Source organism: Campylobacter concisus, assembly GCF_002912895.1.
GTDB classification, from domain to species: Bacteria; Campylobacterota; Campylobacteria; order Campylobacterales; family Campylobacteraceae; genus Campylobacter_A; species Campylobacter_A concisus_G.
This window is the reverse complement of the sequence record NZ_POZX01000020.1, coordinates 44008-63807: the sequence shown is the minus strand read 5'-3', so window position 1 is coordinate 63807 and position 19800 is coordinate 44008. Positions and strand designations below refer to the sequence as shown.

General features: G+C 41.9%; 22 protein-coding genes. 11 read left to right on the top strand and 11 right to left on the bottom strand.

Features of this window, described 5'->3' with window-relative positions; all coding sequences use genetic code 11:
- Window position 1: 1 nt before the first annotated feature.
- The 6 genes from CYP51_RS01890 to CYP51_RS01865 are packed head-to-tail and all read left to right on the top strand — an operon-like array spanning window position 2 to window position 4442.
- On the top strand, window positions 2-1360 hold the full coding sequence (locus CYP51_RS01890) for an MATE family efflux transporter (protein ID WP_103624149.1): 1359 nt from the start codon (window positions 2-4) through the stop codon (window positions 1358-1360).
- Between the two features lie 47 nt (window positions 1361-1407).
- Window positions 1408-2076 carry a CsgG/HfaB family protein gene (locus CYP51_RS01885; protein WP_103624148.1) on the top strand — a complete coding sequence of 223 codons (669 nt, stop codon included), beginning with the start codon at window positions 1408-1410 and terminating at the stop codon, window positions 2074-2076.
- Window positions 2061-2465, top strand: a complete 405-nt coding sequence (locus CYP51_RS01880) for a DUF4810 domain-containing protein (protein ID WP_103624147.1) — start codon at window positions 2061-2063, stop codon at window positions 2463-2465. The genes CYP51_RS01885 and CYP51_RS01880 overlap by 16 nt, the downstream gene beginning before the upstream one ends.
- Window positions 2455-3132 (top strand): DUF799 domain-containing protein, encoded by a 678-nt coding sequence (locus CYP51_RS01875; protein WP_103624146.1) that lies wholly within the window; start codon window positions 2455-2457, stop codon window positions 3130-3132. Before CYP51_RS01880 ends, CYP51_RS01875 begins: the two co-directional genes overlap by 11 nt.
- A 3-nt stretch (window positions 3133-3135) precedes the next feature.
- Window positions 3136-4023, top strand: a complete 888-nt coding sequence (locus tag CYP51_RS01870; RefSeq protein ID WP_103624145.1) for a DMT family transporter — start codon at window positions 3136-3138, stop codon at window positions 4021-4023.
- Entirely contained in the window at window positions 4020-4442 is a 423-nt protein-coding gene (locus tag CYP51_RS01865; RefSeq protein ID WP_103624144.1) for a Sua5 YciO YrdC YwlC family protein, read from the top strand. The genes CYP51_RS01870 and CYP51_RS01865 overlap by 4 nt, the downstream gene beginning before the upstream one ends.
- A 9-nt stretch (window positions 4443-4451) precedes the next feature.
- On the opposite strand, the gene CYP51_RS01860 is transcribed toward CYP51_RS01865, so the two are convergent.
- Window positions 4452-5219 carry a M3 family metallopeptidase gene (locus CYP51_RS01860; protein ID WP_103624198.1) on the bottom strand — a complete coding sequence of 256 codons (768 nt, stop codon included), beginning with the start codon at window positions 5217-5219 and terminating at the stop codon, window positions 4452-4454.
- 308 nt (window positions 5220-5527) lie between these two features.
- Here CYP51_RS01860 and CYP51_RS01855 point away from each other — a divergent pair, with 308 nt between their 5' ends.
- On the top strand, window positions 5528-5959 hold the full coding sequence (locus tag CYP51_RS01855; protein WP_258032765.1) for an HAD family hydrolase: 432 nt from the start codon (window positions 5528-5530) through the stop codon (window positions 5957-5959).
- 58 nt (window positions 5960-6017) lie between these two features.
- On the opposite strand, the gene CYP51_RS01850 is transcribed toward CYP51_RS01855, so the two are convergent.
- The 6 genes from CYP51_RS01850 to nifJ form a co-directional block, all read right to left on the bottom strand.
- Window positions 6018-6728 carry an aspartate/glutamate racemase family protein gene (locus tag CYP51_RS01850; protein ID WP_103624142.1) on the bottom strand — a complete coding sequence of 237 codons (711 nt, stop codon included), beginning with the start codon at window positions 6726-6728 and terminating at the stop codon, window positions 6018-6020.
- Between the two features lie 730 nt (window positions 6729-7458).
- Window positions 7459-8004, bottom strand: a complete 546-nt coding sequence (locus CYP51_RS09960; protein WP_258032769.1) for a toxin-antitoxin system YwqK family antitoxin — start codon at window positions 8002-8004, stop codon at window positions 7459-7461.
- Between the two features lie 27 nt (window positions 8005-8031).
- A complete protein-coding gene (locus tag CYP51_RS09955) occupies window positions 8032-8604 on the bottom strand; it encodes a toxin-antitoxin system YwqK family antitoxin (RefSeq protein WP_258032764.1) in 573 nt (190 codons plus the stop codon).
- A gap of 106 nt (window positions 8605-8710) precedes the next feature.
- The gene (locus CYP51_RS01840) at window positions 8711-9217 is read right to left on the bottom strand and encodes a DNA-deoxyinosine glycosylase (RefSeq protein ID WP_103624141.1); all 507 of its coding nucleotides are present in this window, start codon (window positions 9215-9217) and stop codon (window positions 8711-8713) included.
- Window positions 9218-9269: 52 nt separating this feature from the next.
- Window positions 9270-9875, bottom strand: coding sequence for a LemA family protein (locus CYP51_RS01835; RefSeq protein ID WP_103624140.1), 606 nt, complete (start codon window positions 9873-9875; stop codon window positions 9270-9272).
- A 176-nt stretch (window positions 9876-10051) separates the two neighbouring features.
- Window positions 10052-13654, bottom strand: a complete 3603-nt coding sequence (gene nifJ / locus CYP51_RS01830) for a pyruvate:ferredoxin (flavodoxin) oxidoreductase (RefSeq protein ID WP_103624139.1) — start codon at window positions 13652-13654, stop codon at window positions 10052-10054.
- Between the two features lie 169 nt (window positions 13655-13823).
- Here nifJ and CYP51_RS01825 point away from each other — a divergent pair, with 169 nt between their 5' ends.
- The 4 genes from CYP51_RS01825 (at window position 13824) to fldA (ending at window position 16651) form a co-directional block, all read left to right on the top strand.
- A complete protein-coding gene (locus CYP51_RS01825; protein ID WP_103624138.1) occupies window positions 13824-14987 on the top strand; it encodes a sugar transporter in 1164 nt (387 codons plus the stop codon).
- Between the two features lie 132 nt (window positions 14988-15119).
- On the top strand, window positions 15120-15431 hold the full coding sequence (locus tag CYP51_RS01820; protein WP_002939277.1) for a DUF2325 domain-containing protein: 312 nt from the start codon (window positions 15120-15122) through the stop codon (window positions 15429-15431).
- A gap of 3 nt (window positions 15432-15434) precedes the next feature.
- Window positions 15435-16148: a UDP-N-acetylmuramate--alanine ligase gene (locus CYP51_RS01815; RefSeq protein ID WP_103624137.1), complete on the top strand. Its 714-nt coding sequence runs from the start codon at window positions 15435-15437 to the stop codon at window positions 16146-16148.
- 11 nt (window positions 16149-16159) lie between these two features.
- Window positions 16160-16651, top strand: a complete 492-nt coding sequence (fldA, locus tag CYP51_RS01810) for a flavodoxin FldA (RefSeq protein WP_103624136.1) — start codon at window positions 16160-16162, stop codon at window positions 16649-16651.
- Between the two features lie 33 nt (window positions 16652-16684).
- Here the strand turns inward: fldA and CYP51_RS01805 are convergent, their stop codons facing one another.
- The 4 genes from CYP51_RS01805 to CYP51_RS01790 are packed head-to-tail and all read right to left on the bottom strand — an operon-like array spanning window position 16685 to window position 19628.
- On the bottom strand, window positions 16685-17422 hold the full coding sequence (locus tag CYP51_RS01805) for an amino acid ABC transporter ATP-binding protein (protein WP_103624135.1): 738 nt from the start codon (window positions 17420-17422) through the stop codon (window positions 16685-16687).
- A complete protein-coding gene (locus tag CYP51_RS01800; protein WP_021089366.1) occupies window positions 17422-18090 on the bottom strand; it encodes an amino acid ABC transporter permease in 669 nt (222 codons plus the stop codon). The genes CYP51_RS01805 and CYP51_RS01800 overlap by 1 nt, the downstream gene beginning before the upstream one ends.
- Window positions 18091-18113: 23 nt before the next feature.
- Window positions 18114-18866: an amino acid ABC transporter substrate-binding protein gene (locus CYP51_RS01795; RefSeq protein WP_072594557.1), complete on the bottom strand. Its 753-nt coding sequence runs from the start codon at window positions 18864-18866 to the stop codon at window positions 18114-18116.
- 9 nt (window positions 18867-18875) lie between these two features.
- Window positions 18876-19628 (bottom strand): amino acid ABC transporter substrate-binding protein, encoded by a 753-nt coding sequence (locus CYP51_RS01790; RefSeq protein ID WP_103624134.1) that lies wholly within the window; start codon window positions 19626-19628, stop codon window positions 18876-18878.
- Window positions 19629-19800: the final 172 nt, after the last annotated feature.

Below are 19800 nucleotides of genomic sequence, written 5' to 3'. Positions count from 1 at the left end.
CATGGTAAACAAAATCAAAGATCAAAATACAAAATTTTTCTCAAATGCCGACCTTGCGAAGCTATTTTTCCCTATTGCAGTTGAGCAGTTTTTAGAGTATAGTCTAGGGCTTGCAAACTCGCTAATGGCAGCAAGTGTTAGTGAAAGCGCTGTAAGTGCGATTAGTCTTGTGGAGTTTGTCATGGCGCTATTTATTAGCATATTTACTGCTATCGCTACTGGTGGCTCGGTGGTTGCTAGCCAGTATCTAGGTAATAAACAAAGTGGCAATGCCAAAATCACAGCAAATCAGCTCATTTGGTTTAGTTTTATCTTTGCCCTTTTTATCGCAGCGGTCATCATAGTTTTAAAAGATATTATCTTGGATTATGTCTTTGGCGATATTGGAGAGCAAGTGAGGCATGATGCTAGTCACTATCTTGTTTTCTCAGCTATTTCCGCGCCATTTTTGGCTGTCTATGCAGCAGCTGCGGCGATCTTTCGCACGATGTCAAACGCAAAGCTACCTATGTATATTATGGCGGCTGCAAATTTATTAAACGTACTTCTAACTGCCATTAGTATTTATACATTTCATACAGGCATTTTAGGTATCGCCATCAGTACGCTTATAGCCAAGGTGCTCGCTTGCTTTGTTATAGTCTATCTACTCCTTGATATAAGGCTAAAACTTCACATAAGAAAGAGCTTTATCTATAAATTTGACTACGAGATCATCAAGAAAATCTTAAATATCGGAGTACCTTATGGCTTTGAAAATTCGATGTTTTATGTGGGTCGCATCATCGTTTTGAGCCTTGTTTCACTCTTTGGCACAGCAAGTATCGCTGCAAATGCCGTGGGAGGGACGATCGTGATGTTTCAAGTGCTTCCTGGTATGGCGATAGGCACAGGGCTTAGCGTGGTTATCTCAAGGTGTGTTGGTGCAAACGACTTTGCTCAGGCTAAATTTTACGTAAGAAAGTCGATGATAAGTATCTATATCGTCCAGCTTTTTAGCACAGCAGTAATTTTGCTTTTACTTGAGCCATTGCTTCTTGTTTATAATCTCTCGGAAGAAGCTATAAATTTAACAAGACAGATCGTCTGGTATCATGGTATCGCGATGTGCCTTATCTGGCCGCTTGCCTACACATATCCGACCGTTTTTCGAGCAGCTGGGGATGCTAAATATCCGATGATTGTAAATTTAGTTTGTATGTTTGCTTGTAGAGTCATCTTGGCCTATATCTTTGCACTCACATTTGATCTTGGCATGATAGGTACTTGGTTTGCAATGTTTGCTGACTGGGCTGTAAAGGCGGTGCTTTTTACGATTAGATACCTAAAAGGTACATGGATGAAATTTAAAGCTATTTAAAAAGAAATTTAGTAATATACAAGCGATTTTGTCGCAAAGGATAAAAAATGAAAAATGTATTTAAATTTGGTGCAGTTTTGCTTACGGCAGCTCTTTTTGCTGGATGTGCGAGTGAGAGCTCAAGGGTTGTTGAGACTCCAAAAGTAGCAAGCTACGGCACAGTTTACAATGGTCAAAAAATTTCAGTTTCGATAGGTCGATTTAATAATCAATCAGCTTACCAAAATGGTGTATTTGCTGATGGCGAAGATAGGCTTGGCAACCAAGCTCAAAGCATTTTGATCACAAATTTACAGCAAAGTGGCAGATTTTTGGTGCTTGATAGATCAAATATGAAAGTGATCAAACAAGAGAGCGAGCTAAGCAAAACCACTCAAAATTTAAAAGGCTCACGATACGTGATCACTGGTGATGTGACAGAGTTTGGTCGCAAGACAACAGGCGATCATCAGTTATTTGGCATACTTGGCAAAGGTAAGCAACAAACTGCCTATTCAAAGGTAAATTTAAATATCGTTGATACCAAAACAGCTGAGGTTGTCTATTCGGTTAGCGGTGCTGGCGAATATACCCTTTCAAACAGAGAAATCATCGGCTTTGGTGGCACAGCAGGATACGACTCTACGCTAAATGGCAAGGTTTTAAGTCTAGCTATTATTGAAGCGGTAAATAATCTAGTAAATGGCATAGAAAGTGGAGCATGGCAAGTAAAATAAAGCTTGCCGGCCTCGCGTTTTTTGTGCTATTTTTAGCGGGTTGCGGTCATTCAAACGGCCCAAGATCGCTTTATTATTGGGATGGATCATATAGTAGCTCGCTATACAGCTATTTAAACGAAGAGGGCGATACAAGCGAACAAATTTCGCGCTTAGAAAATTTAGTACAGATCTCGGCACAAAATGGCTACAAGATCGCCCCTGGAGTATATGCGCACCTTGGACTTTTGTATCTAAATAATGGAAATTTAGGTGCCGCAAGTGCAAATTTTGACAAAGAAGTAGAAAATTTCCCAGAGTCAAGGGAGTATATAAATTTTATCAAAGGCTCTAAAAATTTAACTCCAAAAAAAGCAGAGCAAAAAGAGGGAGTAAATAATGAAAAATAGCCTTAAATTTATAGCTATAGCATTTTTGGCGATATTTTTTACAGGCTGTTCTATAAAAGAGCCCGAGCCGTATGACTACTCAGAATTTTTACAAAAAAGACCTCACTCTATCTTAGTGCTTATGCCAACAAACGATAGTACAGAAATTTCAGGCCCGGCTGCTGTTTTAGCAAATGCAGTCGCACCACTAAGTGAGGCAGGATACTATGTATTTCCAGTAGCTCTTGTAAATGATACCTTTAAGCTAAATGGTATAACCGAGCCAAGCGAGATCGCAGCCGTGCCACTAAATAAGCTCGATAAAATTTTTCATGCAGATAGTGTGCTTTACATCAATATAAAAGATTATGGTACGAGCTATGCAGTCATCTCAAGCTCAACAAAGGTTGTCCTTGAAGCAAAGCTTATTGATATAAAAAGCGACGCTACTCTTTGGCAAGGCAGTGCTATGGCAGCAGAAGATAGCAGCAGCGGCCAAAGTAGCCTACTTGGTATGTTAGTCTCAGCTGTCATCTCACAGGTGGCAAATACCATCTCAGATAGATCATACGATCTAGCAGTGATGGCAGATGCTTATTTATTTTCAAGAGATTGCCATAACTGCATACTTTATGGACCATATTCGCCGCATTATGGCAAAGATGCACAGCTTCATAAAGACAGATAATTAATGAATACTCATCGTCTTGGGATACTCCTTACTTTAGTTGGCGGTATCCTTTGGGGATTTAGTGGGGTTTGTGGGCAATATCTATTTTCACTTGGTATAAATTCTGATTTTTTGGTGCCATATAGACTGATGCTAGCTGGCATTGTTATTGTGATTTTTTATGCTTTTAAAGAACCAAGTGCCGTTTTTGCTCCGATTAAAGATATAAAGCTACTTGGTGAGTTTTTAGTCTATGCCCTGCTTGGGCTTATGATGACGCAGTACGCTTATTTTTACTCCATTGAGCTTTCAAATGCCGCAGTGGCAACGGTCATTCAATACACTGCTCCAGCCTTAATACTAATAATACTCTGTTTGAAAGAAAAAAGAACTCCAAAAAAAGCTGAAATTTTAGCTTTAGCATGTGCTATGCTTGGCGTATTTTTCCTGAGCACACATGCTCAAATTTCATCTCTTGTCATTTCGCCAAAGGCCTTGTTTTGGTGCTTAGTTAGCGCTATTTGCGTTTGTGTTTATAATCTTGCTCCAGCAAGGCTAAATGCGAAATATTCAGTCACTCTCACACTTGGCTGGGGTATGGTTATGGGTGGGGTAGTGCTTGCTTGCTATATGAGAGTTTGGGATTTTGCTGGGCTTAACGGTATAAATCAATGGCTGGCATTTATTGCTGTTATTACGCTTGGCACCATTTTTGCATTTAGCTTTTATATGATAGGTGTTAAGCTAATAGGCGCAGCAAAAGCTAGTTTATTAGCCTGCATAGAGCCACTAAGTGCGGCCTTCTTTGGCTATTTTTGGCTTGGAACAAAATTTGTATTTTGGGATTTTTTAGGTTTTACTCTAATAATCTCTTGTATATTTTTACTATCAAAAAGAGAAAAATTATGATATTTCTAGCACAAACCGATACGACAGCTGGTTTTTTGAGTAAAGATTATCAAGAGATAAATAAGGCCAAAATGCGTGATGAGAATAAACCTTGCCTTATCACAACGGCAAAATTTAGCGTTTTAAATGAGCTTGTTAGAGTGCCAAAAAAATATAAAAATTTTATACGCCGTTCAAGAAAAGCTACATTTTTGTATCCAAATTTAAAGGCTATTAGAGTCGTAAAAGAGTGCGAGCACGAAAAATTTTTAGCTAAATTTGACTGGCTTTATTCAAGCAGTGCAAACAAAAATGGACAAAATTTTAATGAAGCTTGGGCTATGAGCGTGGCTGATGAAATAGTAGATGATCATTTTTTCGAAGATTCTCCATCAAAAATTTATAAAATTTCTCGAAAAAAAATAAAACGTTTAAGGTAACTAGTAAATTTATACAGCCACTACTTTTTTAAACTCATCTAAATTTTTTAGCGCTTCATCTATGCCAATCAGCCAAAATTCGCACTTTGTCGTATCTTTTTTAAAGTGTTTTTTCATTAGCTCTTCCACGCTTTTTGTGCCACACTCTATTAAAAATTGTTTATAAATTTTGCAAAAATTTGCTTCATCTTTTTTAAACTCACTTAGAAAAAATTGTGATAGCAGATAGCCGACGCTATAAGGATAGTTGTAGATATAGTTATCTGTTTTATAAAAATGTGGCTTAAAATATGGCAAAAATTCTTCAACATCGCTCGTGCTGTCTTTATAAAATTTATCCCAAGCTTGTTTTAAAAGATCGCTTGCATCTTTTTTACTGACTTGACCTTGTTGTCGCAGCTTTATAAAACCAGTCTCAAACTCATATCTAACGCTTATATGAAGTAAAAAATTTGCAGCGCTTTTTAGCTCCTGCCATAAAATTTCTACCCTAAGTGAGTCATCTTTTTTTAGCTCATTTCGTAAAAGAGTCTCATTAAATGTACTCGCACTCTCGGCTAAGCTCATTGGAAAATTTGCGCTTAAAACTGGAAGATCACGCATCAAGTAGTAGTGCCAAGCATGCCCAAGCTCATGAGCTTGCTGGATTAAGTGCGAAAGAGTGTTCATATATGTGGTAAAAATTCTTGGTTGCTTAAATTTTGGCAAACTCACAAAAAATGCTCCACCAGCTTTATTTTCTCGTACATCGCTTTCTATCCAGTGTTTGTCTATCATAAGCTCGATAAAACTATCTTCGCCCAGTGGTTTTAATGCTTTTTTGATGATTTTATAAATGAGATTGCTGCTTTTATGACTAAGATGCAAAAGATAAATATAAAAATTTTAATATTAAGTGCGACTATTGTAGTGTGATTTAAAGCTAATTAAAATATTCAAAATACAAAAGGACATAAATATTTGGTTTGGTAAAAATTCAAATGATGCTAGTAGCAACTTATTTTAGTATTTACTCCCTCGGAAGTCCGTTTTTATCAGACTTGTCGCTGATTAGCTTACCCGATTCGTCGTATTTTTTGGCGCGAATGAGCCTGCCGCGCACAAACTCCCCTTCGGCTTCGATTTTGCCGTTTGCAAAAGACACCGTAGGTTTGGCATCTAGCATTGCCGACGTCGGCGTAGTTACTACGAAAACGTCGAAATTTTCGGAGATTTTGCTTGAAAATTTAGGGGTCTTAAATTTTATAAAAGTGGTGGTAGGCCGCGACGACGTGCTAAATCCAAAACCTAACGCGGAGCCCGTAAATTTAGCTCTCGCAAAACTTGGAAAAGATAAGCGAAACGCATTTATGATAGGCGATACGCAGATGGATCTAATGGCGGCAAAGAACGCTGGTATCAAAGGTATCGGCCTAACTTGCGGATGCGGATACGCGGATGCGCAAAGTCTAAAAGAGCATTCGGATTTAATCTTTCAAAACGCTTATGAAGCGGTAAAATTTTTAGCAAGCAACTAAAATTAGTGGATTTTATTAAACAACCTTGCTTACCGCTCGGCTAAGTCATTTCCTTCGTCTAGCGACCGTTTTGATTAAGCATAGACAACGCCGCCTCAACCGCCGCGTCAATGTGTATCTGCGTCGTATCAAAAAGTCGCATATCTGTATCCGCCTGCGATACCAGCATGCCTATCTCGGTGCAGCCAAGTATCGCTCCTTGCGCGCCGCACGACCTAAAATCCTCGATGATGCGCAAGAAATTGGCCCTTGAGCTAGGCGCGATTTTGCCGTAGCAAAGCTCCTCAAAGATGACGCGATTTACTTCCGCCATATCCCCTGCGCTTGGCAAAAGCACCTCCGCGCCGCCCTCTATCAGCCGACTTTTGTAAAAATCCTGCGTCATCGTATAAACGGTGCCGAGCAGCCCTACCTTGGCGACGCCTGCGTTTTTTAGCGCTTTTAGCGTGGTGTCCGCGATGTGCGCTACGGGCACGCTAACGGCGCTTTGCACGGTGTCAAAGCACCTGTGCATCGTGTTTGTGCAGATGAAGATAAAATCCGCCCCGCCGCATTGTAAAATCTTAGCATGCCGCGCCAAAATTTCGCCCGCGTCCTCCCATCTGTTTTCGCGCTGGCAGGCCTCGATCTCCTCGAAATTTACACTGCTTAGCAGTATCTCCGCGCTGCTAAGGCCGCCCAAGCGCTCGTTTATTTTGCGATTTATTTGCTCGTAATACGTTATCGTAGACTCAAAACTCATCCCGCCGATTAGGCCGATTTTTTTCATATTTTCTCCTTAAATTTCGGCGATTTTACGGTTTTAAATTAAATTTGCTATAAATTTAAATTTCGTCCGCAGCATTAAATTCGGCTGCAACCGCCTAAAATAACGAGCATAAATTAACCGCATAAATTTTTTAGCCTGCGACGAAAATGTGGTCAAATTTTAGCGCGCTAGCGGCCTAAATTTGCGTGTAAATTTTATCGGCTAAAAGCGGCATTTTGATTACTTCGCGCGGGCGAATTAAATTTACGGCTTTTCGGTTTGGCAAAGTTTTATTTTTTGCAAGGTAAAATCGCCTGCAAATTTTACCCGTTCGCGTCTGCAAGTCTTGCGCCTACGTTTTTGGCACACTTTGCCAGAGTCGCTTCGGCGTCTTTTAAATGCTAGCTTGACGCCCAAACCGCCTCTATTTTACGCCAGCAAATGCCAAAACCCGCGTTTTGCCGTCAAAATTTCGCCTAGACCCCGCCCCTTGCCGCGCAGACATCGCCGCTTTACGTTTTAGCGCTTTAATCTCGCGCCGTGAAATTTAAGCACCGTTTGCGCGTAGCCGTTTCGCGCGGTAAAATTTATAAAATTTCGCAGATTTTACTTGGCCTTTTGTCATCGCTTCGCGCTTTTTAAGCTTTGCGCGCCAGATTTCCCGCCAAAGCGATATAAACGTTAAATTTATGGCTAAAAGCTAAAATTTAAAGAGCGAATTTAAACCGCAAAGGCATAAATTTAGCTAAATTTACTCCCTCGGAAGTCCGTTTTTATCAGACTTGTCGCTGATTAGCTTGCCCGCTTCGTCGTATTTTTTTGCGCGGATGAGCCTGCCGCGCTCAAACTCGCCATGGGCCTCTAGTTTGCCGTTTGCGTAGTAGTGGCGCGCCTCGCCGACCTCCAGCCCGTCCTCAAACATCACTCTGGCTTTTAGCTTGCCGTTTTCGTGATACTCCTCGTACAGTCCGTGATAGTGCCCGTTTTTAAACATCACTTTTGCCGCCAGCGCCCCGCTCTCGTAGTAGTCCAACCCCGCGCCCGTTTGGCGGCCGTCTTTGTACTCGTATTCGCCTCGTAGCTTGCCGCTCGGGTGGTATTCGCGTGTCATGCCGTCCTTTTCGCCGTCTTTGTAATTTTCTACCACGCGCGTTTTGCCGTTTTCGTAAAATCGCTTCCAAACGCCTTGTTTACGGTCGTTTTTGTATTCGCCCGTCTTCTCCACGGGGCCGCTTTCGTAGTACCATGTCTCCGCACCCTCTCGCTTGCCCTCTTTATACGTTCGCTTGCCGCGGATCTTGCCGCTTTTGTAGTAGTCGACGTTCTAGCCGTTTCGAAGCCCGCCCGCGTACGGGCTACGCGCGCTAACCTCTCCGCTAACGTAATAGTCGGTAAACACGCCCTCTCGCTTGTCTGCCTTGTAGGTGCCCTCCTGCTTTAACGCGCCACCCTCGTCAAAATAGTAGCGGCGGTAGCGCCCGTCGCGGACGTTATTTTTGTATTCGCTCTCGCCCATCAGAGCACCGCTATCTACGTGATAGTGCTTCGCCATACCCTCGCGAACGCCGTTTTTTAGGGGGTATTCGTTTGAGGGTTTGTCCCTGCCGTCAAAATAGTCCCTGTATCGCACCGCCGTGCCGCCCTGCACGTCTATCTCGCGTATGAGCGTAGGCGGCAGAGGTTTTAGCCTCGGATAGATCATGCCCATCGCATTTACGTCATATAGGTCCTCGACGCTGTAACGCAGCATCTTTAACGTACCGTCGTAGAGCTTGCCTTTTACGTAGTAAAGCCCGTTTTTTAGGGTAGCTTCGGGCTTCATTACGACTTTTGGCTCTAGAGCTTGCGCACCGATGGCTAGAAGCGGAAGTAAAAATAGAAATTTTAGGATTTTCATGGTTCTCCTGCTTTGTTTGATTTAGGTAATTTTAAAATTTGAAATTAAATTTAAGGTGAAGGCGCGATTATTTCGGATGAGTTAAATTTTAGAATTCGCGTCAAATTTAGCCGTCTTTTAGCACCTCTGCGACGACTGCCCAATCTTGCACGAGCCTTTCAAAGCTAAAATTTGCGTTTGCGGAGCTAGTCGAGGGTAGTTTGACGGGCGGTTTGCCCGTTGCGTTTAAAATTTGAGTTTTTAGATATTTTTCGCAGATTTCATACGCCTTGCCGCCGTTTGCGTAGACTTGCGTGATATTTGCGGTTTTGAAGATCGGCTCTAAATTTGCGGGCTCGACGACGGTCATTTTAGCATCGCTCGATCCATTTATCTCGCACGAGATCGCGGCATCGTAGATAGCGATGCGGTGAGCGAGTAGAAAATTTATCTTTTCATCCGTACTAGTAGGCGTTGGAGCGTTTAAAATCCCGGCCAGCACCCGCCAAAAGCGATTTTGCGGATTTGCGTAGTAAAAGCCAAATTTACGAGAAATAACGGAGGGAAAGGAGCCAAGGATTAAAATTTTAGAGTTTTTATCAAAAATCGGTTTAAATGGACTAATTTGATTCATCTATCTCTTTTAAAATTTTAGCCATTTAAACCATTTATTATTTTATAAGAAGTTACTCTTTTTGATTTGGATTATTTGAAATTTTATCGTTAATCATCTTTTTCGCATTCATTGCAATATCGGTGATTTTCTTATTAGAGTCACTTAAAATTTCTTGTATTCTAGCCGAATCATCTTTTTTAAATATTTTTAAATTTTCGCTAAAGTCCTCATCATTAATGTCAAAATAAGCGACTGATTCAAAAGATAGTTTTGAGGCTATTAGGACTTGCGGGAACGCGTTTTTATAAGAATTATAGCTTTTCACCTCAGCATTATAGCTTTCACGTTTATTTAGGAGTTCACTCTCGATTTTTTCTAACTGCGACATTAGCATTTGATATGTTTCGTTAGCCTTTAGTTCCGGAAAGGCTTGAGCCAAAGCAGCTACTTTTGCGACTCCATTTCCAGAAACACCAAGTTGAATCATTTGTTCACTACTTGCATAATCTTTGGCTATATCTATTATTTGATTTGATAGATCTAAACGTTTTTTGAGCGTAGCTTGGATATTTGCGAAGCTCTCTCTGATATTTTGCATCATTGATTGTAGTTTATTATATATTTTAATAATATAAGCCGCTAAGGCAATAACAACGACAATTATAGTAATAAGCATTTTTACTCCTTTTTATTTATTTTAAGATATGCGATTTTGACTTTTTACGACTTAATTTCACTTTAAGGATTAGAAACTTACTTATTTTGTTTGTGGGTTATTTAATTTTTTTTAAGTGAAATTATCTAAAAACAAAATTCTCCCACATGATAAATTTAAGTGGGAGAATTTGCGCCTTACTCGGCTGTTATTCCAGAAGAGATATCCTCGGCGATCTCAGGCGAGCTAGACTCGACCTCATCGCTAAAATCAGCTAAGCTTAGGCGTTTTAGCTGGCGGTAGCGTCTTTGCGCATCGGCCTTGTTTTTAGCCAACAGCTCGTCTGCGTGCTGTGGGTTAGTTTTCTTAAGCGAGTTGTAGCGAACCTCGTTTAGCAAAAACTCCTCGTAAAGCGACCAATCTGGCTCTTTTGAGGTCATTTTGAGCGGATTTTTGCCCTCTTTGATTAGGCGCGGATCGTAGACGTAGGTCGGCCAGTAGCCGCACTTAGTCGCTAGCTCGCCTTGACCTCCGGAGTAGGCCATGCCGCCTTTTATACCGTGCGCGATACACGGCGAATACGCGATCACGAGACTAGGTCCGTCGTAGGCTTCGGCTGCGGCGATGGCTTTTATCGTATTTGCTTGACTCGCGTTCGAGTTGATTTGAGCTACGAAGATGTTTCCGTAGGTCATCGCGATGTAGCCCAAATCTTTTTTCTGCATCGGCTTGCCGCTAGCGGTAAACTGCGCTATTGAACCCGCGCGGCTTGATTTTGAGCTTTGACCGCCAGTGTTTGAGTAAACTTCGGTGTCAAGCACCAGTACGTTTACGTTCTCGCCGCTAGCTAGTACGTGGTCAAGCCCGCCAAAGCCGATATCGTACGCCCAGCCGTCGCCGCCGATGATCCACTGGGATTTTTTGATGAGGTATCTTTTTAGCTCTAAAATTTCTTTTACACCCTCTACGTCTAAATTTTGCTCCAAAATCGGCGTTAAAATTTTAACTATTTGCGTCGTTTTCTCGCCGTCGTTTTTATGCGCGATCCAGTCGGAGTATAGCGCGGCTAGGGCGTTTGGCGCGGCGTCTTTGGTGCGTAACATGACGTCTTCGATACGGTGGCGCAGCGTCTCTACCGCGACGTTCATACCCATGCCAAACTCCGCGTTATCCTCAAAGAGCGAATTCGCCCACGCTACGCCCTTGCCCTCTTTGTTCGTCGTATAAGGCGTCGAAGGCGCGCTACCGCCGTAGATCGAGCTGCATCCGGTGGCGTTTGCCACGATCATACGGTCGCCGAACAGTCTCGTAACAAGCCCGATATAAGGCGTCTCGCCGCAACCGGGGCACGCGCCGTGAAACTCAAATAACGGCTGCGCAAATCCCACGCCCTTGACGCTATCTTTGCTCATCAGGTCGTCTTTGTAGGTTACCTTTTTAAATAAATAATCGGCGTTTTCCTGCTCGTTTTTATCCATCTCCTCGGCAAGAGGCACCATGACGAGCGATTTTTCCTTGCTCGGGCAAATTTGAGCGCACAGCTCACAGCCCGTGCAGTCAAGCGGGCTAACTTGGATTTTATATTTTAGCCCTTTTACCTCTTTGCCTTTGGCGTCTAGGACGTGATCTTGCACGGTTTGCGGAGCGGCGGCGAGCTCGTTTTCGTCGATAAGGAACGGCCTGATCACCGCGTGCGGGCAGACGAAGGCGCACTGATTGCACTGGATACAATTTCCCTCGATCCACTTAGGCACCATCACGCCGATACCGCGTTTTTCGTAGACCGTAGTGCCTGATTTAAAGTGTCCGTCTTCAAAGCCGACAAACGCCGAAACAGGCAGGCTATCGCCTCTGGCGGCGTTGATAGGCTTGACGATTTTTTCTATAAATTCGTCGCCGACGTATTTTTCCTCGTTAGCGGCATCATCCGTTAAAATCGTCCAGCTAGGGTCGACCGCGACCTTAACCAGTCCGTCCGCGCCCATGTCGATGGCCTTGTAGTTCATCTCCACGATCGCTTCGCCCTTTTTGGCGTAGGCTTTGTGCGCGTACTCTTTCATGTATTTTTGCGCGTCGACAAACGGTATGATGTCAGCTAGCTTAAAAAACGCCGACTGCATGATGGTGTTCGTACGGTTTTTTAGCCCGATCTCGTGAGCTAGCTTAGTGGCGTTGATGATGTAGAAATTTACCTTTTTGGCGGCTAAAATTTTCTTTACTTTATTCGGCAGTTTAGCGACCGTCTGCTCGGCGTCCCAGATCGAGTTTAGCAGGAACGTCCCGCCCTCGCGGATGCCGTCTATGACGTCGTAAATTTCAAGATACGCCGCGACAGAGCAGGCTACGAAGTGCGGATTTGAGACGAGGTAGGTCGAGCGGATCGGATTTTTACCGAAACGCAGGTGCGAGCGCGTGTAGCCGCCTGATTTTTTGCTGTCGTAGGCAAAATACGCCTGCGCGTAAAGCTCGGTTTTATCGCCGATGATTTTGATGGAGTTTTTATTCGCCCCAACGGTACCGTCCGCGCCAAGGCCGTAAAATAGGCACTCTTTCACGCTTGCGTCGCTTAGCGAAATTTTCTCGCCGACTTTTAGCGAGGTGAAGGTCACGTCGTCCTCGATACCGACGGTAAAGCCGTTTTTAGGTTCGATTAAATTCAGATTTTCAAAGACGGCTAGCATTTGCGCAGGATCGACGTCCTTTGAGCTTAGGCCGTAGCGACCGCCCACGATCACGGGCTGATTTTTGCATCCGTAAAATGCCGCCTTGACGTCCAGATATAGCGGCTCGCCGAGGCTTCCGGGCTCTTTGGTGCGGTCTAGCACGGCGATCTTTTCTACCGTTTCAGGCATCACGTCAAAGAGGTATTTTAGGCTAAACGGACGGTATAGATGCACTTTTAGCACGCCTACTTTTTCGCCTTTTGCGCGCAGGTGATCGACGACCTCTTCGAGAGTTTGCGTTACCGAACCCATCGCAACCACGACGCGCGTAGCGTGCGGATCGCCGTAATAATTAAACGGACGATAATCGCGTCCCGTGATATTTGAAATTTCTTTTAGATACTCGGCCACGATATCAGGCACGGCGTCGTAGTAGCGGTTAGCTAGCTCGCGCGTCTGAAAATAAATGTCGTCGTTTTGAGCCGTACCGCGAGTTTTCGGATTTTCGGGGCTTAGCGCCTCGTCTCTAAATTTTTGTAGCGCCTCGCGGTCAAGAAGCCTATCAAAGTGCGCGTAGTCAAGCACTTCGACCTTTTGTATCTCATGGCTCGTGCGAAATCCGTCGAAAAAGTGCAAAAACGGCACGCGACCTTTGATCGCCGCTAAATGCGCGACACCGGCGATATCCATGACCTCTTGCACGGAGCCGCTTGCTAGCATCGCAAAGCCCGTTTGGCGACAGGCATAAATGTCCTGATGGTCACCAAAGATAGAAAGCGCCTGAGCCGCGATAGAGCGTGCGCTCACATGGATGACGCCGGGTAGTAGCTGGCCCGCGATTTTGTACATATTCGGGATTTTTAGCAAAAGCCCTTGCGAAGCTGTGTATGTGGTAGTCAGTGCGCCTACTTGCAGCGAGCCGTGCACTGTGCCCGCAGCTCCGCCTTCGCTTTGCATTTCGACTACCTTAACCGGCATGCCGAATAGATTTTTCTTGCCCTGAGCCGCCCACATATCGGTGTAATCAGCCATCGGCGAGCTAGGAGTGATCGGATAGATGCCCGCAACCTCCGTAAATGCGTAAGCCGCGTGCGCCGCAGCCTCGTTTCCGTCCATAGTTTTCATTATTTTAGCCATTTTTCCGCCTTAAATTTTCTTACGATTTTTAAAAATCTTTTATTATAGAGATAGTTTCCAAAATCTACTATTAATCTATGTCATTAATAAATTCTGAGAATTTTGCCTTTTAAATTACTAACTTTAAGCAAAATTCCATTACCGTAATGAAAAAAATTAAGGATAAAATTTGATAAGCGTTCATAGGGTAGCCTATTTAAGGGTTATAGCTCTTGCTTTTTGTGCTTTTATATTTAACACTACTGAGTTTGTCCCAGTGCCACTTTTAAGTGATATTGCAAAAGATTTTGACATGAACACGGCTGATACCGGTCTTATCATCACGATTTATGCGTGGAGCGTCACTATACTCTCTTTACCGCTTATGCTTTTAACTGCAAATTTAGAACGAAGATCTCTTCTTTTAAAAGTTTTTATCGTATTTGTTGTAGCTCATACGCTTTGTGCCTTTGCTTGGAATTTTAAAATTTTAATTATTGCTCGGTTAATGATAGCTATTGCCCATGCCATTTTTTGGGCTATCACTGCTTCACTTGCTGTTAGGTTAGCACCGATAAATAAAAGCTCGCAAGCTCTTGGATTGCTAGCTCTTGGTACATCGCTAGCGATGATACTTGGTCTGCCACTTGGAAGAATTTTAGGTGACGCACTTGGTTGGCGTGTGACCTTTGGACTGATCGGAATTTTTGCTGTTGGTGTTGGAGTTTGGCTATATAAAATTTTGCCACTTCTGCCAAGTAAAAACTCAGGCTCGCTTAAAAGCTTGCCAGAGCTTGCAAGAAATGGCCTTTTAATGGTCATATTTTTACTAACGGCAATTATCATAAGCGCGCATTTTAGCACCTATAGCTACATTGAGCCATTTGCAAAAGATATCAGTGGCTTTGATGGAAAATTTATCACAATATTCTTGCTTATATTTGGTGTTGCTGGTGTAGTTGCAAGCCTGCTTTTCTCTAAATTTTATAAGCTTATTCCAAATGCATTTTCAGCAATTTCTATCATGCTTATTTTATGTTGCTTGCTTGTGTTAAATTTTATTGCTAAAAATGAAGTTTTAATGCTAGTCTTGGCCTTTGTTTGGGGGCTTGGCATAGCTGGTGTAAATATGAGTTTTCAAATAAAAGTGCTGAATTTAGCCTCAAACGCTACTGATGCTGCAATGGCGATATTTTCAGCTATTTATAACATAGGCATCGGAGCAGGGGCGCTAATAGGGCATCAAACGATAGTTCATCTTGGCGAGCAAAATATCGGCAATGTTGGTAGTTTTTTTGCCGCAAGCGGACTTATCATATTTTTGTTTGCAGTATCTAAGATTAAAAGAGTTTAGATGTTTAAATATCTAAGTAAAACGTTACAAATTTCTACATATAAGTGATAATAAATATCATAACTAAGAAAAATTTTAGTTAAGCTTCCTTATAATCATTATCAGAAAATGAATAAATTTTAGGAGCTTATTATGTCAGTTTTAGTTATCGGTGCAGATGAGATAACGCCTATCAAGGCAGTTTTACATGATTTGGGAGCTGAGAAGATAGAACACTGGGATGCTAGAAATGAAAACCGCGTAAATCGCAAGCCAATCCCTCAAGATACTGAGTGCGTGGTGATGCTAACTAGTTTTTTAAACCACAACACGATGAAGACTATTAAAACTCAAGCAAAAAAGAGAAATATTCCAATTGTTTGTGCAAAAAGAAGCGTTAGCTGCGTATTTTGCGAGTACTGCAAGGTCTTTGGGCTAGATAAGGAATTTGGATGCAAAGAATAATCAATGAGATTCGGGCTTTTATCAGATATTGGCGAAATAACTCCAAATATTTTTGCAAAGCTTGATAGGCTTTCACGTGCAAAAATTTTTATTGCACTTTATAATTCTGGTGTAGAAAGTGAGCTAAAAATTCCGCTTTCTTACGCTAAATTTCTAAATTTCAAAGAAATTTTTGAGGCTAGGATAAATTTCCTACTTCGTGAGAAATGTCTAAATTTTAAGCCAGCAGATCGCTTTTGTATTTCATCAAATATCATCATAAATGCTTATTTAAAAGGTGACTTTTCAAAGATAAAATTTATAGCAAAAGAGCCAAAAATGGTGGCTGCAAAGATGATAAAAATGCTTTACGCAAGTGGAAAATTTGAGTTTTGCATGGATGCGGCACAGATGTTTTGTCAATTTGTTTATGATAAAATACGCCTCCGCCATCAAGACAAAGAGGTTGTTCTAAATGGCGGTGTCATTTCGGTCAAAAAAGATGGTAAAAATTTACTCAGTGTCATGCCAAGCTTTAAAAAAGTGAGCTTTGATGATATGAGAAATTTAAACGACGATATAGATAGAGCCGTCGGTGTGCTTGGTCGCGAGTGCGAGATGGTTTATATCGTTTTTCCTAGAAATGAGGAATTTAGGCGACACGTTGAGGTTAGGCACTGTTATGCGAGAGGTTTGATCAAGCTTGTGCCTTATACGATTATTAGTAAAATTTTTTAAAAAGGATAAAAATGATAAGTATAGTTTATGGAAGCAGCATGGGAAATACCGAAGATGCAGCAAAACTTATAAGTGAGGGTCTAGGCCTTGAAAACGAGCTTTTAAACGTTGCTGATGTAGACGCAGCGAAACTAAATAGCTTTGATAAGCTCATCCTTGGTACATCAACCTGGGGTAGTGGCGATCTTCAAGATGACTGGGACGCGTTTGACTTTAAAGCATTAAATCTAAGCGGAAAAACAGTCGCTGTTTTTGGCATGGGTGATAGCGAGAGCTACTCTGATGAGTACTGTAACGGCATGGCAAAGCTTTACGATGAGGTCGTAAAAGCTGGCGCAAAGGTAGTTGGTGAGGTTAGCACTGATGGATATACATTTGATGGCTCTGATGCTGTAAGAAATGGAAAATTTGTAGGCCTAGCACTTGATGCTGATAACCAAAGTGACAAAACTGAGGGTAGAATTTCAGCTTGGATCGAGCAGATAAAACCTCACTTTGCTTAATGTAATTTTAGCTAGATTTTCTAGCTAAAATTTTCATATATCCATAGCTGAGATGAAGCTTTTTATTCTTTCGTTTTGGCTATTGAAAAACTCATCTACTAAGCCATCAAACGCGATCACACCTTTATCTAAAAACAAAATTCTATCAGCTATCTTTCTAGCAAAATTCATATTATGAGTGACAATGATCATAGACTTTTTCTCTTTTGCAAGAGATAAGATGACCTTTAAAACTTCAGCCTCAAGCTCTGGATCAAGCGCGCTTGTAGGCTCGTCAAGTAGCAAAAAGTATGGATTTATAGCCAGTGCTCTAGCGATGGCTACACGCTGTGCTTGTCCGCCTGAGAGCCTATTTGGATAGGTATCTTCTTTGTGGCTAAGCCCCACTTTGGCTAAAAGCTCTTTTGCTTCTTTTATCGCTTCGTTTTTATCCCTTTTTTGAACATAAATTGGAGCTTCAGTGACATTTTGAAGCGCTGTTAGGTGTGGAAAGAGGTTGAAGTTTTGAAAGACCATGCCTGTTTTTTTACGAATTTCTAAAAGCTTTTTTGAGCTAAGCTTCTCTTTAAAATTTACACTCCTGTCATCTACCTCCAAAGTGCCACTTTGTGGGATCTCAAGTAAATTTATGCATCTAAGAAGTGTTGATTTGCCACAACCAGATGAGCCAACGATCACGGTCGTTTGTCCTTCTTTGAAGCTTGTATTTATGTTATCTAGCACCAAATGATTGCCGTAAGATTTGCTTATATTTTTAAAATTTATAGCCATTAGACATACCTTGAGACAGCTTTTTCAAGCCTTGATTGAAGATAGGTTAAGAGTGTGCAAACCACTAGATAGATGAGCGCTGCTAGGATGTAGAGGATGAGTGGCTCAAAGGTCCTTGCTGCGATCCTTTGAGCGACCATAAACATATCTACCATCGTTATAGAAGCTGCTAGTGAAGTATCTTTAACAAGGCCTATAAATGTGTTAGAAAGCGGTGGCAACGAGATCCTCACCGCTTGAGGTGCGATGATGCGCTTTAAAATTTGATAGTGCGTCATGCCAAGCGATGTGGCAGCCTCCCACTGACCTTTTGGCACAGAAAGAATGGCAGCTCTTACGGATTCAGAGGCATAAGCGCCCACGTTTAGACTAAATGCGATAGTCGCAGCGCTCCAAGTATCAAGTGTGACGCCGATGCTAGGAAGTCCGTAAAATACGATAAAAAGCTGCACAAGAAGTGGCGTGCCGCGAAATATCCAAACATAGGTGGCAAATATAAATTTTAAAATTTTTATATTTGAAAGCCTCGCTACTGCTGTGATAATGGCGATGACAAGCCCTAGCGAAAACGAGAGCAATGTAAGCGGGATCGTCACCTTTAAAAGTGCAATGATCATCGGTAGCGTCGAGCTTGAAACAAGCTCGATCACTCTATCTAAATTTTCCATTTTTGCCTTGTTGGTTTATAAATTTATTTTGAGACGTCTTTGCCAAAGTAGCTTTTTGAGATAGCTTCTAGTTTGCCTTCTTTTGAAAGCTCAGTTAAAGCATTTGAAATTTGCTCTGCAAGTTCGGCGTTGTCTTTTTTAACAGCTGCTGCTGTGTAGTCTTTCTCATCAAGTGAGGCAGCTATTTTTACAGGTGCGTTTGGACGCTCTTTTATGAAGTCGTAAAATACGATGTTGTCTCTTACGACAGCATCTACGCGTCTTGATATAAGAAGCTCCATACTTTTAGCAAAACTATCTGTTACGACGTGTTCAGCGCCGTATTTTACGGCGACTTTTGCCCAGTTGCTAGTCGCTGAGTCGGCATTTTTTTTGCCTTTTAGGTCGGCAAAGCTTTTTATGTCGTTATTATCTTTTCTAGTGATGATGGCACCAAATGTTACAGTATAAGGCACTGAAAAAGCATATTTTTTCTTTCTCTCATCAGTTATGCTTACTTGATTAAATACAACATCGGCCTTACCAGCGTCAAATGCAGCTAGCATCGCATCCCAAGGAGCTGTTAGAAACTCAACTTTTAAATTTAGTTTTTGCGCTACCGCTCTTGCGATATCTACATCGTATCCTACTAGCTCATTTTTATCATTATAAAATGTAAAAGGAGCGTAAGTGCCTTCAGTTGCTACTGTTAGCACGCCGTCTTTTATAGTTTTTGCTTGTAAATTTAGAGCCATTGCAAGCACAGCTACTACTTTTAATAAATTTGTAAATTTCATTTTAATCCTTTATTTTGAAATATCTTTTCCAAAATATTTCATCGAAATTTCACTTATCTTGCCCTCGGCTTTTAGTTCATCAAGCGCTTTGTTTATCGCTTCTAGTAGCTCGGTGTTGCCTTTTTTAACGATTGCAGCTGTTGGCATCGGCTCGTTGCTTGTGTATGCGATTTTTAGTGGCGCATTTGGGCGTTGTTTGATGTAGTCAAAAAATGTAACGTTATCGTTTATCGTATCATCAGCTCTTTTTGAGATGATAAGCTCCACGCCTTTGCTAAAGCCATCAGCTACGACCACTGTTGCGCCGTTTTTCTCGGCTATCGCTGCCCAGTTGCTAGTAGCAGAGTGTACACTCTTTTTGCCTTTTAGATCAGCAAAACTTTTGATGTCGTTATTATCTTTATGCACGACAATTACCGGATATGGCATAGTGTAAGGCACGCTCATACCATACTTTTTCTTTCTATCTTCGTTTATACTAACTTGATTAAATACAACATCGGCCTTACCAGCATCAAAAGCCGCAAGCATCGCATCCCAAGGAGCTGTTAGAAACTCAACTTTTAATTTTAGCTTTTGCGCTACTGCTCTTGCAATATCTACGTCATATCCTACTAGCTCGCCCTTTTCATCGTAAAATGAGTAAGGTGAGTAAGTGCCTTCAGTTGCGACGATAAGTTCGCCTTTTTTGATAGTTGAAGCATTTAAATTTAAAGCTAAAAAAGCACCTGCGATCAAGCCAAAAATGGGCTTAAAATTCATTGATTCTCCTTATTTAGAAATATCTTTGCCGAAGTATTTAAGCGAAATTTCGCTTAAAGCTCCTTCTTTGCTAAGCTAATTTAGGGCAAAATTTATCTTAATTAGTAGCTCTTTGTTACCTTTTTCTACGTTATAGCCCATTTGTTCACTATCTGTATGGCGTTATCTTTTA